Consider the following 14,523-nt stretch of genomic DNA (forward strand, 5'->3'; position numbering starts at 1 on the left):
AAATGAAACGAAATAAAATACTGTTAATATCTTTAATGTTATTAGGTTCTGTAGCTGCTGTACAAAGCTGCAGTGATGAATTTATCGATGTAAAACCATCAGAGTCAATGACGATTGATGACCTTGAAAAATTTAATAATGACAATGGGGCAACTTATTTTGTAAATTCTATCTATGCCAAATTCTTAGATTGGAATATGAGTACGTTTGCCTGGATAGGGGTAACTTCCATTATCTCTGATGATGCTGATAAAGGATCATCAGAAGGAGATACAGGATCAGATAAAAATCTTCTGGATGCCATCAATATTACTGCAACTACACCTTCCTTTAAAGAGCTTTTTGCTTCTAACTATCAGGGAATAAACAGGTGTAACCAGGCTTTACAATATATTCCAAAACTGGATAAGGCTAATCCTGAATTACGTAAAAGACTGATGGGAGAAGCTAAGTTCCTGAGAGCTTTTATGTACTTTACCCTGGTAAGATCTTTTGGAGGAGTTCCTTTAGTAGACCGTGTTCCGGTTCTTGGAAATGAGGTAGATAAAAAGATGCAGCTTACCAGAGTAAGCAAAGAAGAGATCTATGCATTTATTGAAAAAGACCTGAAAGATGCTATAGAAGCATTACCTAATAAATCTGCATATGGAGCTACTGATGTGGGAAGAGCTTCAGTAGGGGCAGCTCACGCATTACTGGCTAAAGTATATCTTTACCAGAAAAAATGGCAGCTGGCCGCAGAACAGTGTGATTTGGTTACCGGATATTCATTGACTCCTAATTTTATCGATATTTATAAAGTTTCAGGGGAAAATAATGCAGAATCTATCTTTGAAATCCAGGGATCGGGAAGTGATGCCGGAAGAGCAATCCAGCAGTACAGTAAAGTACAGGGAGTTCGTGGTTCCGGAGGCTGGGGCTGGGGATTTGCAACCCCTACACAAGGTTTGTATGATGCTTACACAGCAGAAGGAGATACAGAAAGAAGAGATGCCACGATCATTCACAGAGATATGACGTTATACGACGGAAGATACATTCCAAATACTGTAGAAAATAAATTCTATAATTATAAGGCATACTCATCAGCATTCTATGACAAAGATGCTACAGATACCAATATCCGTTATCTCAGATATGCAGAAGTTTTGTTGATCAAGGCAGAAGCACTTAATGAATTGGGACAAACCAGTGTGGCAATTCCATTATTGAATCAGGTGAGAACAAGAGCTAAAATTGCAGAAACAACAGCTACCACCCAGGCAGATGTAAGAATGGCTATCTGGAAAGAAAGAAGACTGGAACTGGCATTCGAACACGACAGATGGTTTGACCTTGTAAGAACGGGGCAGGCACAGGCAGCTATGGCAGCAGACGGTAATAAGAAATTCGTTGTTGGAAAACATGAATTATTCCCGCTTCCTTATGAGTTTATCATGGAAGCCGGAGGATTGTCTCAGCAAAACCCGAATTACTAAAATACATACATAAACAAGAGGAGAGTGAAAATTCTCCTCTCATTTTATAAACCAGTAAACCATTTACCAATGAAAAGGATCGTAGTATCAGCTGCAGTAGCCTCCCTGTTTTTTGTGTATTCATGCAAAAACATCCAGGGTTCCAAACAGGAAGCTTCGCAGGATAAAATAGTCAAAAGCAGTATTACAGATGAACAGTTGATGGATAAGGTACAGAAAGATGCTCTTACCTACTTCTGGGATTATGCAGAACCCAATTCAATGTTGGGGAGAGAGCGTTATCACGAAGATAATATCTACCCGGATAATGATAAACATGTAATAACCACCGGCGGTTCAGGATTTGGACTGGCTACCATTCTGGTTGGAGTAGAAAGAGGATTTATTCCAAGAAAAGAAGCCGTAAAAAGACTTTCCCATATCATGGATTTTCTGGCAAAAGCAGACCGTCATAAAGGAGCGTGGCCGCATTGGATTAATGGTGAAACAGGTAAGACCGTACCTTTCGGTAAAAAAGATAATGGAGGAGATCTGGTAGAAACAGCATTCCTTACCTCAGGGATACTGATGACCCGTGAGTATTTTAAAAATGGAAATGCCGAAGAAAAAGCGTTAACCGCAAAATGCGACGAACTTTGGAAAGGGGTTCAGTGGAACTGGTATACAAAAGGAGGCGAAAAAGTATTATACTGGCATTGGTCTCCGGAATATCAGTGGGACATGAATTTTCCTCTGGAAGGTTATAATGAATGCTTAATTACCTATATCCTGGCAGCATCTTCACCTACGTATGCCATTGATGCAGAAACCTACTATAAAGGCTGGACGAGAAACGGAACCTACCTTACCGACAAAACAAAATACGGATTACCACTTTACGTAAAACATAATTACGCCGAAGAATATGGCGGACCGCTTTTTTGGTCACAATATTCATATATAGGACTTGATCCAACCGGACTTTCCGATAAACTGATCAAAAACTATTTTGAATTAAATAAAAACCAAACTCTTATTGATTACAAATATTGCGTGGAAAATCCAAAGCAATGGAAAGGGTATGGTCCCAATTATTGGGGGCTAACAGCTGGTTATACCAGAAATGAAGACGGAACTGCGGGCTACACGGCTCATATGCCCACCAATGATAACGGAGTGATCACCCCTACAGCTGCCTTAAGCAGTTTCCCATACACCCCAAAAGAATCAATGAATTTCCTGAGGTTTCTGTATACCCAAAAACCTGAATTTATAGGAAGCGCCGGACCTTATGATGCTACTTCTATTCATTATAACAATTGGTCTACCCCAAGGTACCTGGCGATTGATCAGGGGACAATAGCTCCAATGATAGAAAACTACAGGTCAGGATTCCTTTGGAAACTGTTTATGAATGCACCGGAAATTCAGCAGGGATTAAAAAAATTAAGCTTCCAGTCCCCGAAATACGGAATAAAATAGATACCTTTCAATGAGCCACGAGTGCAGGATCATTGTGCACCCGTGGCTACTTTGATATCAATAAAAACGGGCTTTATACCGTTTACGCAATGAAGTCAGTCTATGATAATCTGTTAATTTGCGAGTATTTAACATCAATAGAAACGGGCTTTAGCCCGTTTAAATAAATAAAAAGCTATCCACTGGCTTTAGCCAAAACCTAAATAACAATATGAAATTAAAATTAAAACACCTTCCCCTTTTGCTCCTTCCCCTTTCATTACAGATGAAGGCCCAGGAAATAAAAGCTGAACTTAACAAAGAAATTAAAAGACCTGAAAAAATATCCTACATTCTGGATTATCCTCAAAAATCAAAAGGAAATGTTCCTTTAATTGTATTTCTTCACGGGTCGGGGGAAAGAGGTAGCAACCTGGAAATGGTAAAAGCACACAGCCCTTTCACCTATAAAGAACTGATCAAGGAACCGGTGGCTATTCTGGCACCGCAATGTCCCGCAGATTCGTGGTGGGATACGGTTACCATTTATAATTTAATAAAAGAAATTCAGAAGAAATATAAAATTGATGCTTCCAGGATTTACCTTACCGGACTTTCCATGGGAGGCTGGGGTACTTTGAAATTAGCTATGGAGCATCCTGAAATGTTTGCCGCAGTAGTTTCAGTATGTGCACCTACAGATCAGGTAATGACAGCCAATATTCAGCAGTATAAAAATTTGAATATGAAAATATATCATGGCGGAATGGATGATATCGTACTGCCGGAAAATGCCTTTAAATTCTATCAGAAACTACATCCGGTAAATCCGTCTGCAGAATTGGTGATCTTCCCGAATGATAACCACAACTCCTGGGATTCGGCGTATTCTAATCCTCAGCTGTATGAGTGGATGTTATCAAAGAAAAAAGAAAAGTAGACAGGACTTAAAGAAATGCAATGCTCAGTCATCGTAAAACCTTGATTTTATTGAAGGCATATTGAATAATTTTTATATTTTTGAATATTGTCTTTTTTGGAGACAATAAAAATAGGTCAATCAGATACAATCAGTCAAAAAATAACGTTCTCACGTTAATTATAATAGAACAATAAGAAGTTAGATTTATGAAAAAACTAATCGTACTCGCTGCATTAGCCCTTTCGCCGGTATTCTCGGCACAGGAGATGGTGGATAAACCCGTACAGTCTTATCAGACAGCCCAATATCAGGCGAAAAAGAAAGCCTTTGTAGATAATCTGTTATCTAAAATGACTTTGGACGAGAAGATCGGTCAGCTCAACCTGCCGACTTCCGGAGATTTTACTACAGGAATGGCTCAAAGTTCCGATATTGGAAAAAAAGTAGAGCAAGGATTGGTAGGCGGATTGTTCAACATAAAAGGAGCTGACAAAATCAAAGCCGTTCAAAAAGTAGCTGTTGAAAAAAGCCGTTTGAAAATTCCAATGATTTTTGGAATGGATGTTATCCATGGTTATGAAACGACTTTTCCAATTCCATTAGGCTTAGCTGCATCATGGGATATGAACCTGGTACAGCAGTCTGCAAGAGTGGCTGCCAGAGAAGCTGCTTCAGACGGAATTAACTGGACTTTTTCGCCCATGGTTGATATTTCCCGTGAACCAAGATGGGGAAGAGTGTCTGAAGGTTCGGGTGAAGATCCTTATTTAGGAAGTGAAATTTCAAAAAATATGGTGTATGGATACCAGGGGAAAGATTTAGCCAATGGGACCAATATACTTGCCTGTGTAAAGCATTTTGCACTATATGGAGCAGGCGAATCGGGTAAAGATTACAATACCGTAGATATGAGCCATATAAGAATGTTCAATGAATATTTTCCGCCTTACAAAGCAGCTGTTGATGCCGGTGTAGCCTCTGTGATGGCCTCTTTCAATGAGGTAGACGGAGTTCCTGCAACAGGAAACAGATGGCTTCAGACTGAAGTGCTGAGGAACCAATGGAAATTCAAAGGTTTTGTAGTAACCGATTATACCGGTATCAACGAGATGGTTGATCACGGAATGGGAGATATTCAGCAGGTTTCTGCTTTGGCTTTAAAAGCCGGAGTGGATATGGATATGGTAGGAGAAGGTTTTTTAACAACCTTAAAAAAATCTTTATCAGAAGGAAAAGTGACACAGGCCGAAATTGATATGGCTGCCAAAAGAATTCTTGAAGCGAAATATGATTTAGGCTTATTTGATAATCCATACAAACATGGAGATGCCAAGCTGGCGGCAAAAGAGGTTTACAATATGGAAAACCGTAATGTGGCAAGAAATGCTGCTGCTCAGTCGATGGTTTTACTGAAAAATGAAAACCAGGTGTTGCCTTTGAAAAAATCAGGAACAGTGGCTGTTATCGGACCATTGGTTAATAACTCAATGAATATGGCCGGCACCTGGAGTGTAGCTACAAAACATAATATTTCTGTTAATCTGGTACAGGGGCTGCAGGCTAATTATGGTAAGGAAGTTAAGTTCCTTTCTGCTAAAGGGGCGAACATCGATTATGATGCAAAATTAGAAGAAATCTATGCGGCTCACGGGAAGAAAACCGACAGAGATAACCGTTCCAAAGAAGAATTGTTAAAAGAAGCCGTGGATATTGCCAATAAAGCCGATGTTATTGTCTTAGCAATCGGAGAATCTGCAGAAATGAGCGGGGAATCTTCTTCAAGAAGTGAAATTACAATCCCTCAGTCTCAGGTTGATTTGCTAAACGAGTTGAAAAAGACAGGAAAGCCTATTGCAATGGTTCTCTTCACAGGCCGTCCATTAGCTTTAACGAATGTAAAAGATATTCCCGACGCTATTGTAAATGCATGGTTCCCGGGTTCAGAAGCAGGAAATGCACTTGCTGATGTGCTATTCGGAAAAGTAAACCCTTCAGGAAAACTTCCGATGACTTTCCCAAGAAGCCTTGGGCAGGTGCCTATTTATTACAATGCTAAAAATACAGGCCGTCCTTTAGATCAGAAGTCTGTTGATAAATGTGAATACCAAAGATTCCGTTCCAATTATATGGATGAATGTAATACTCCATTATATTCTTTCGGATATGGATTGAGCTATACAAAATTCAGTTATTCGGATATGACTGTTTCTAATGCCAATCCAAAAGGAAACCAAACCATTCAGGCATCTGTGACCGTGTCTAATACCGGAAACTATGATGGAGCAGAGGTGGTTCAGCTTTATATCAGAGATATGGTGGGAAGTATTACAAGACCGGTAAAAGAACTGAAAGGCTTCCAGAAAGTATTTCTGAAAAAAGGAGAATCCAAAAAAGTAACCTTTGAGATCAGCCCTGAGAATCTGAAATTCTATAACGGAGAGCTGAAATACGACTGGGAATCAGGAGAATTCGATGTGATGATCGGAACAAATTCTGACGAGGTGAAGCACTCAAAAATCACCTGGACTAAGTAAGAAGCTGGAGGAGATTTTTCACATCAAAGTGTTTTGTTTGTGTTTTTGGCATGATTTTTTATAGTACCCACGATAGTTATTATAACAATACAACAACAAACATGAAAAAAACAATTTTACTTAGCACGATGTTCCTTGGTTCTTTAGTATTCGCACAGGAAATGACCATAAAAGGAGGCGATAGAGATGCTCACGGATGTATTGGCTCTGCAGGGTATACCTATTCTCAGATCAAAAAGGACTGTATAAGAACTTTTGAAGAAAAAATCAAATTAAAAGAGGTTTCTTCAGACGGCGGTTATATCGCAGCAGTAATTTTCAGCAAAGACAAGAAAAAAGCGGAGGTTTTCGTAAAAGACGTTGAGGCAGGAAGCATTATTCTTACCAGAGCGGGAAAAGCAAAAGCTTGGAAAAAAGACGGTTATGTACTGGTTCCTTTCAAAAAAAGCGGCTATCAGCTTAAAAAGAATAATGTCGTAATCTATCAATAAAAAAGTAAAACAGGAAATCAATTCGATTTCCTGTTTTTTATTTAATGACGAATGTTCAGCCGCTATTACATCGATACCGGGATAACAGTTCCAAAGAAGAACCGTTAAAATGAGAGCAACCCGGAGAATGAAATTCTATAATGGGCATCCGAAAAAGTTTTCACAGGTAAGTGTTTTGGCACGATTTTTAATAATATCACGATAGTTATAACAACACGACAAAACATGAAAAAAACAATTTTACTTAGCACAATGTTCCTTGGTTCTTTAGTATTCGCACAGAAAACACCTGTATTAGGTGGCGATAGAGATGCTCACGGATGTATCGGTTCAGCAGGATATACGTATTCTCAGATCAAAAAAGACTGTATAAGAACTTTTGAAGAAAAAATCAAATTAAAAGAGGTTTCTTCTGACGGCGGTTATATTGCAGCAGTTATTTTCAGCAAAGACAAGAAAAAAGCGGAGGTTTTCGTTAAAGATGCTGAAGGAGGAAGTGTAATTCTTACCAGAGCGGGAAAAGCAAAAGCTTGGAAAAAAGACGGTTATGTACTGGTTCCTTTCAAAAAAAGCGGCTATCAGCTTAAAAAGGATAATGTCGTAATCTATCAATAAAAAATAAAACAGGAAATCAATTCGATTTCCTGTTTTTATTTAATGACGAATGATTATCAAAAGTCATCACTTCTTCTTTAATAAGTTACAGGGCAGCTACTGCCTCTTCAGCATAAATAACACCCTCATAGCATGCATTGTATATTGCTTTTAAGTCATCCAATGAAGGGATACGGGGATTGAAACCTGTACAAGGATCTGCCAAAGCATTGGCTGTGATATAATCAAGGTTTTTGTCCCAGTCTTCTTTTGAAATTCCAAATGCTTTAAGAGAAGAATTATTATTTACCTCAGAACGTAATGTTTCAATAGCCTGAGCAAGGTCTTCAGCTGTTTCTTTACCAATTACTTTAGCCAGGTCAGGATAACGATCTGTTGCCAGAGCATTATAACGGATCACATTCGGAAGGAAGATAGCATTGGAAGCCCCATGAGGAATTCCATACAAAGCACCCACCTGATGAGATAAGGAATGAACAATTCCCAGCCATGCATTATTAAATGCCAGCCCAGCCATAAAAGAGGCATCATGCATATTTTGACGGGCCTTAATATTATCAGGGTGGTTTACCGCCTCTTTAAGATTGTCAAAAACAATTTCCAACCCTCCTTTTGAAAGGGCATCAGCATAGTTGTTCTCAATATTTGAAACATAAGCTTCCACACAGTGTGTCAAAGCATCCAATCCTGTATTTGAAGTGATATGGGCCGGCATGGAAGCACAGATCTCACCATCCACAATCGCAATATCCGGAGTCAGTTCATAAGAAACGATGGGATATTTTACTCCTTTTTCACGGTCTGTGATAACGGCTAAACCTGTAGTTTCAGTTCCTGTTCCACTGGTAGAAGGAATAGCAATAAATTTAGCTTTATTTCTTAAAACCGGTACTGTAAACGGTTTGATCATGGCTTCAAAATCGGCATCAGGATACTCATAAAACACCCACATAATTTTGGCAGCATCAATGGCTGAACAACCTCCCAATCCGATCACCCAGTCAGGTTCAAAAGTTTTCATTACTTCAGCCCCTTTCATACAAGTTCCGGAAGATGGATCTTCTTCCACACCTTCGAAAATCTGTGTTTCAATACCTGCTTCAGTAAGGTAAGCAACTGCTTTATCCAATGTTCCGCTCTTTCTCATTGAGCTTCCTCCAGTTACAATAACCGCTTTTTTACCGGTAATATTCTTTAATTCGTCAAGGCTTCCCGCTCCATGGAAAACTTCTCCTGCGATAAATAATTTACTCATTTTTCTTAGTTAATTTTTGATGGAACAAAATTAGATAAGACGAAACAGGTAATGTTATACAAACAGGACTATCCGTTATACATTTGCGCCAGCTCCTGCTGAAGTTTCGTAGGGGTTTCCTTAAGTTTTGCTTTTACAAATTTGTTGAGAGCCGAGGGAGAATTAAAACCGAGATCAAAAGCAATTTCTTTATGTGAAAGATCAGAAAACATCAACTGACGTTTGATTTCTATTAAAATCCGGTTGTGAATCGCCTGAATAGCAGTTTCACTGCAGTGTTTTTTGGTAATAGAGTTTAACTTTTTCGTACTGACAGCTAATTCTTCAGCATAATACTGAACCGTCCTGTGTTGTTTGTAATGCTCATTCAGGAGCTTTTTAAACTGGACATATATGGGCTTGTCTGCAGTATCTTTATGAAGAATAGGATGGAGCCCATGCACCGATTCAATGAGTCCCAACAGGAAAATTTTAATATGAAATCTTGCCTGCTCTTTTTTGATAAGACTGGGATGTTGATAAATTTTCTGAATGATTGAAATGGTATGTAGACTTTGTTTAAGATCTTCGGGTGAAAGAATGGTACAGTTCAATTGGGTAGAAAGATTGACATTATAGGTGCTTAATTCGTTTTTAAGGATATCAGAACAGAATAATATTTCTTCAAATAAAATTATTTTTCCTTTAAGACTGTCGCTTACAGCAGAAACGAAGCTAACCTGTTCAGGAAATATGACAGAAATTTTTCCGGCTTTAAGCAGGTGTATTTTTTCTTCAATATGAATCTTAAGGCTTCCACTTTCCATCACAATAATACAGAAATGGTCTTTCTTATGTGGTTGGGTATATTCTTTCAGATTTCCCACGGTCAAATCAAAAACCCGGAAAGACAGATTTTTATCCTCTGCTTTTTGACTCTTCTTTTTTATCTCCAATTTTTTCAGGACACCCATTGCTGCTTCTATTTTAAAACGTGGCAGCAAAGTTATAGCAAAACATTTCCAATTTCCAAGGGCTGGGTGGGAAGATGTATGAATTACAGAAGCATTTTCTACTATTCGTTTTTTTCTTTATTAGCTAAAAAATACGACAGGTTCTGTCGCTTTGAGACTATATCTTGCAGATATAAAAACAATAAAGTATTGTACTGTAATAGATTTCATAATCAATATGATAAAATAAATCTTTCCACAGTGAGGTAAAAGTAATATTTTTGCAATCGAATTAAAATAATAATAATTACACAATCCATGAAAAAACTCTACATGAGTGCATTGACTTTATGCACAGTCCTGGGGCTTTCTGCTCAGGAAGTCATCTGGCAGAAAGACATCAAATCTTCCACTCAGGATTTTCTCAATCAGGTAATCACCACTATTGATCAGCAATATCTTATCACCGGAAGCTCTATTCAGGCTAAAAGCCAGTCGCCAGCTACTGGTAGCCAAAAGCAAAACAACGGCTACGATTTCCATTTGGTAAAACTCAACCAGCAGGGAGAACAGGTTTGGGAGAAATATATTGCCGGACAAAACCACGATTATTTATCCGCAACGGTAACCACCCAGGACGGTGGATTTCTGGTTTCAGGCACCACGTATTCAAGCAAAGGCCTGGATAAAAAAGACGATTCCAAAGGCGGATCGGATATCTGGCTGATCAGGCTGAATGAATTTGGTGACGAGCTGTGGCAGAAAACCTTGGGGACATCTTCAGATGAAGAAGCCAAAGCAGTCATTCAAACCACTGACTTAGGGTTTTTTGTTGCAGGAAATATACAGAACTCATCCAAAGGCTATGGCTCAAAAGATGTCTGGATCACCAGACTGGATAAAGAGGGAAAAGAACTGTCTCAGCTTATTCTGGGAGGAAGAGGATTAGACGAAGTGGAAAAAATGATCCCAACAAGAGACAGCGGAGCATTACTGGGAATCTACTCAAGGAGCTCCGAGGTTGGGAATTCTGAGACTAAACCTTCAACTGAAAAACCGGCTAACTCAATAGCCATCAGCCAAATGCCAAAAGCCAGCACCAACTTCGGTGAAGGCGACTACTGGATCGTAAAGCTGGATAAAAATGGAAAACTAGAATGGGAAAAGAACTTTGGTGGAAAAGGAGATGACCATATCAGAACCCTGGCTTTAACTTCAAACGGTTTTATCATTGGAGGAGAATCCAGATCCGAAAGATCCGGAAATAAATCAGTGGGCATAGAAGAAGGTACAGACCTTTGGCTGATCTCACTGAATGAAAGAGGGGATGAACAATGGCAGAAATCCTACAATTTCAAGAACAGGGATATTTTAATGGGAATGAATGTGATACAGAGTCAAGAATCAAGAATTAAGAACCAAGAGCCGAGAGCCAAGAACCAGGATGCTACCAAAGGAATATTGTTGGGTGGTTATACGCAGGCAGAAGGAAGAATAGAGAAAGATGATGAAACCTTCTGGATGTTGTATCTTGATGGCAATGGTAATGAGCAGTGGAGAAAACATGTGAGTGGAGACTCGAGACGAAGAGAGGAGAGACTTTCAGATCTGAAATTAAATAGGGATGGCTCTATTATTCTGGCAGGAACCAGTGCTGAGGAATTGGGAAAAGAGAACTGGAAGATTGTGAAACTGGGAGACAAACAGGTTGATCAGTTAATAGAAAAACATGATATCAAGATTTATCCGAATCCGGTTTCAGATTATGCTTATGTAGAAATAGGCTTTGACTTTAAAGAAGCTGACATTATGCTGTATGATATGAGTGGAAGACAGCTTCAGAATATAAAAACTAAAAACAATGTTACCAAATTGAGTACACAGGCTCTTGTACAAGGTGCTTATCTGGTGACCATAAAAACGGATACAAATAAAACGGCGAATGCTAAACTGATTAAAAAATAATATAATGAGAAGGAACTCTATTTTAATGAAAGGGATAATCATAAATTTTATGATGTCCATTATAGTAAATGCTCAACAGGGAGATATTAATTTTGGAGATCTGCCACGACCAGTTCCCTCAGTATCTTCATTACCTACTTATACTGAATCACCCATATCTTTGGCAACAGGAATACCGGATATTAATTATCCTTTACTAAGGCTGCTAACTAATGACAAGAGTATTTCTGCGAATTTATTGCTGCAGTATCATCCGGCTAATATGAATGAAACACAGGCAGGTAGTGAGGTTGGTATGGGATGGACGATGTTTTCCGGAGGAGTAATCTCAAGAGAAATAGTTGATGAATTGGATGAAAGATATGATGATGCCAGTTGGCAGTATTATCAAAAGAATAAATTTAATGACGTTTATTATTACAATCTTCCGGGAATATCAGGTAAATTCAAAATAGAAAGAAATACAGATGATAATACTTTTAAAGTACTTAACCTAACTCCTAATAATGTTAAGATTGAGTATACCAGGAATAGCAATAATGCTACTTTAATTATCAATTCCTTTACTATAACTGATGGTAATGGTTTTAAGTATTTATTCAATGACTACGGTCAGAGTAGAAGTTATAGAAATGCCATTACGAGTGGGACCTTGTATAAATCAGCTTTTTATCTTACTCAGGTTAAAAATGCTGCCGGTGTGGCGCTACTTGGTTTTGAATATCAAAAAGAGAATAAAATGGTACCGGGAAGTACTAATATTTTATATCAGATATGTAAGGTAAAGAATATTACATCTCCGGGATTAGGGTCTATTGTTATTGATTATAATTATGATCAGACGTTGGAAAATACAATGAATGATCCTTATAGTATTACAAAAGTTTCTCTTAAAAATAGTATTGGAAATGTAATAGGACAATATGGTTTTGATTACATGATGATGGGATACAGTATTTTTGGATCGAATGAAGGTGCAAATAAGAGGACCCTCACCCGTATTCATAAAATAAATTTAGAAAATCCAGCGGGGCCGCCATTGGAAACCACTAAGTTGCTTTATAGCCAGATGCCTTATTTCTCACCTGAAAACAGTTATGGTCCCGGAGATCCTTGTAATGCTACAGAGGGCGTAAATTTAGCCCAATATGCTGTAAAAACCCTTAATAAGATGGTTATGCCGACAGGAGGAATGGTAGAGTATAATTACGATGCTAATGAATACTATACCAATAAAAGTCTTCCTGGTTATGCAACACCCAGCTATTTTAACGATCCCAGTGTGCAATACATGAGTACATTTAAAGGAATAGCTGTTGACACCAAACAAACCAATACTTATACTTTTCAGGTGACAGGAGATCCGGGAGTATTAAAAAGGATCTATATAACTTTTGAAGCGACGAAATATAAACCTGTTTTTGCTGATGATTCTTTTGTGGATTATACTATTGGAGGATCTGGATCTGCCTATACCTGCTATAACTATAATGATCCTGAATTAGAAGGAAATGCAAGGTCATTAAAAAACTTCGACCTTTACCCGGGTACTTATACTATTACAATGTCAGGTACCGGAGGCCATGGAGAGATGACCCTTCAGGAAATAAAAAATATTCCGGCTCCTTTTAGAAATGCCAGTAACAATAATCCACAGTTGGGAATCCGTATAAAGAATGTGAAATATTACAATTCTGAATTCAATCCTGCCTTACAGAAATCAACCGATTATAGTTACAATGTATTCAGCGATCCGAACAGTGTAAGTGGTACTATTTTTTACCCTGAAATAGAAAGTTCATCGACTGTAGGTACTCCTTTTGTTTTATATAAAAATGTAAAAGTGACGAATAGTGGAAACAATGGATATACCAACTATTATTTTAAAACGCCCAATGATTATCCTAAATTTCCATATACCCATAATGGAAGCACAGTAAGTTTCTGGCCTTATTATAATATAACCAAAGCGGGTGTACAGGAAAAGAACGAAGCATACAATGCCCAGAATAAACTGGTTTCTGCCTCTCATTATGATTTTAGTTTTGAAACGTTAAATGATTTTCCGGATATAGCTGTGGAGGGAGGTTTTACTAAAAAGGCTTACCTGAAAAGTTCAAAAATCACAACTAAGAATTATCAGGATAATAACCAATATGTAGAAAACAAAGTAGAAACTGAGTTTAATACCACGAACTTTAGAGTAGCCTCTGTAAAGGAAACATCGTCGGATGGTAGTATTTCAGAAAAATACATAAGCTATCCTATAGGATTAGCAGGGTATCAAAATCTTGAGAATGCTAATATGACAGGAGTTCCTGTAATTACTGAAATAAAAAATAATGGTAAGGTCATTTCAAGAACAGAAGTGAAATACAATGGTTCCATTGGACTATATCCATCTTCCGTGATCGCTGTCAATCCTAATGACAATAGTATAAAAACAGTGGTTAGGTATGACGAATACGATTCCAAAGGAAATATAAAGCAAATGACCTCCAATCCTGATGTTGCAGGAGGAAATCCGTCGGTTATCATTTGGGGGTACAATCAAAGTTTTCCTATTGCCAAAATTGAAGGGGCAAAACTTTCAGATATCGGAACCCTGGCCGACGATATTGTTTTAAAGTCCAATGCAGATGTAGATGCTTCTTCTGAAGTCACTCTCATGAATGCATTAGACAGTTTCAGAAGTAATCCTGGTGTAAAGAATTTCATCATTACTACCTATACCTATGATCCTTTAATTGGAGTCACTTCAGTGACAACTCCGGGCGGTATGAGGGAGATTTATAAATATAATAAAAACGGGAAATTAACTTCAGTAGTGGATGTTAATGGAAATATTATTAAAGATTATAAATACAATACAAAGCCGCAGCTATAATAAT

The 14,523-nt window shown here is 38.1% G+C and carries 10 protein-coding genes; 8 read left to right on the forward strand and 2 right to left on the reverse strand.

The window, feature by feature from the left end:
• Window positions 1–2 precede the first annotated feature (2 nt).
• From MP478_RS02110 to MP478_RS02135, 6 genes are all read left to right on the forward strand, one after another.
• Window positions 3–1,478, forward strand: a complete 1,476-nt coding sequence (locus MP478_RS02110; protein ID WP_230036221.1) for a RagB/SusD family nutrient uptake outer membrane protein — start codon at window positions 3–5, stop codon at window positions 1,476–1,478.
• Between the two features lie 69 nt (window positions 1,479–1,547).
• A complete protein-coding gene (locus MP478_RS02115) occupies window positions 1,548–2,939 on the forward strand; it encodes a glucoamylase family protein (protein ID WP_257199446.1) in 1,392 nt (463 codons plus the stop codon).
• 211 nt (window positions 2,940–3,150) lie between these two features.
• Window positions 3,151–3,858: a prolyl oligopeptidase family serine peptidase gene (locus MP478_RS02120; protein WP_257189209.1), complete on the forward strand. Its 708-nt coding sequence runs from the start codon at window positions 3,151–3,153 to the stop codon at window positions 3,856–3,858.
• Window positions 3,859–4,046: 188 nt separating this feature from the next.
• The gene (gene bglX / locus MP478_RS02125) at window positions 4,047–6,374 is read left to right on the forward strand and encodes a beta-glucosidase BglX (protein WP_257189208.1); all 2,328 of its coding nucleotides are present in this window, start codon (window positions 4,047–4,049) and stop codon (window positions 6,372–6,374) included.
• Between the two features lie 101 nt (window positions 6,375–6,475).
• Window positions 6,476–6,865, forward strand: a complete 390-nt coding sequence (locus MP478_RS02130) for a hypothetical protein (RefSeq protein ID WP_257199447.1) — start codon at window positions 6,476–6,478, stop codon at window positions 6,863–6,865.
• 225 nt (window positions 6,866–7,090) lie between these two features.
• Entirely contained in the window at window positions 7,091–7,480 is a 390-nt protein-coding gene (locus MP478_RS02135) for a hypothetical protein (protein ID WP_257189206.1), read from the forward strand.
• A gap of 85 nt (window positions 7,481–7,565) precedes the next feature.
• On the opposite strand, the gene MP478_RS02140 is transcribed toward MP478_RS02135, so the two are convergent.
• Together MP478_RS02140 and MP478_RS02145 are read right to left on the reverse strand one after the other, a co-directional pair.
• On the reverse strand, window positions 7,566–8,735 hold the full coding sequence (locus MP478_RS02140; RefSeq protein ID WP_257199448.1) for an iron-containing alcohol dehydrogenase: 1,170 nt from the start codon (window positions 8,733–8,735) through the stop codon (window positions 7,566–7,568).
• A gap of 68 nt (window positions 8,736–8,803) precedes the next feature.
• Window positions 8,804–9,718: an AraC family transcriptional regulator gene (locus MP478_RS02145; RefSeq protein ID WP_257199449.1), complete on the reverse strand. Its 915-nt coding sequence runs from the start codon at window positions 9,716–9,718 to the stop codon at window positions 8,804–8,806.
• A gap of 267 nt (window positions 9,719–9,985) precedes the next feature.
• Here MP478_RS02145 and MP478_RS02150 point away from each other — a divergent pair, with 267 nt between their 5' ends.
• Both MP478_RS02150 and MP478_RS02155 read left to right on the forward strand, forming a co-directional pair.
• Window positions 9,986–11,632: a T9SS type A sorting domain-containing protein gene (locus tag MP478_RS02150; RefSeq protein WP_257199450.1), complete on the forward strand. Its 1,647-nt coding sequence runs from the start codon at window positions 9,986–9,988 to the stop codon at window positions 11,630–11,632.
• 49 nt (window positions 11,633–11,681) lie between these two features.
• Window positions 11,682–14,519, forward strand: coding sequence for a hypothetical protein (locus tag MP478_RS02155; RefSeq protein WP_257199451.1), 2,838 nt, complete (start codon window positions 11,682–11,684; stop codon window positions 14,517–14,519).
• Window positions 14,520–14,523 lie beyond the last annotated feature (4 nt).

The organism is Chryseobacterium sp. WG14 (assembly GCF_024586945.1).
Classification (GTDB): Bacteria; Bacteroidota; Bacteroidia; order Flavobacteriales; family Weeksellaceae; genus Chryseobacterium.

Bases quoted from the DNA above. Each gene is read 5' to 3' on its own strand.
- MP478_RS02110 (WP_230036221.1), top strand. From the start codon at position 3: ATGAAACGAAATAAAATACTGTTAATATCTTTAATGTTATTAGGTTCT.
- MP478_RS02115 (WP_257199446.1), top strand. From the start codon at position 1,548: ATGAAAAGGATCGTAGTATCAGCTGCAGTAGCCTCCCTGTTTTTTGTG.
- MP478_RS02120 (WP_257189209.1), top strand. From the start codon at position 3,151: ATGAAATTAAAATTAAAACACCTTCCCCTTTTGCTCCTTCCCCTTTCA.
- bglX (WP_257189208.1), top strand. From the start codon at position 4,047: ATGAAAAAACTAATCGTACTCGCTGCATTAGCCCTTTCGCCGGTATTC.
- MP478_RS02130 (WP_257199447.1), top strand. From the start codon at position 6,476: ATGAAAAAAACAATTTTACTTAGCACGATGTTCCTTGGTTCTTTAGTA.
- MP478_RS02135 (WP_257189206.1), top strand. From the start codon at position 7,091: ATGAAAAAAACAATTTTACTTAGCACAATGTTCCTTGGTTCTTTAGTA.
- MP478_RS02140 (WP_257199448.1), bottom strand. From the start codon at position 8,735: ATGAGTAAATTATTTATCGCAGGAGAAGTTTTCCATGGAGCGGGAAGC.
- MP478_RS02150 (WP_257199450.1), top strand. From the start codon at position 9,986: ATGAAAAAACTCTACATGAGTGCATTGACTTTATGCACAGTCCTGGGG.
- MP478_RS02155 (WP_257199451.1), top strand. From the start codon at position 11,682: ATGATGTCCATTATAGTAAATGCTCAACAGGGAGATATTAATTTTGGA.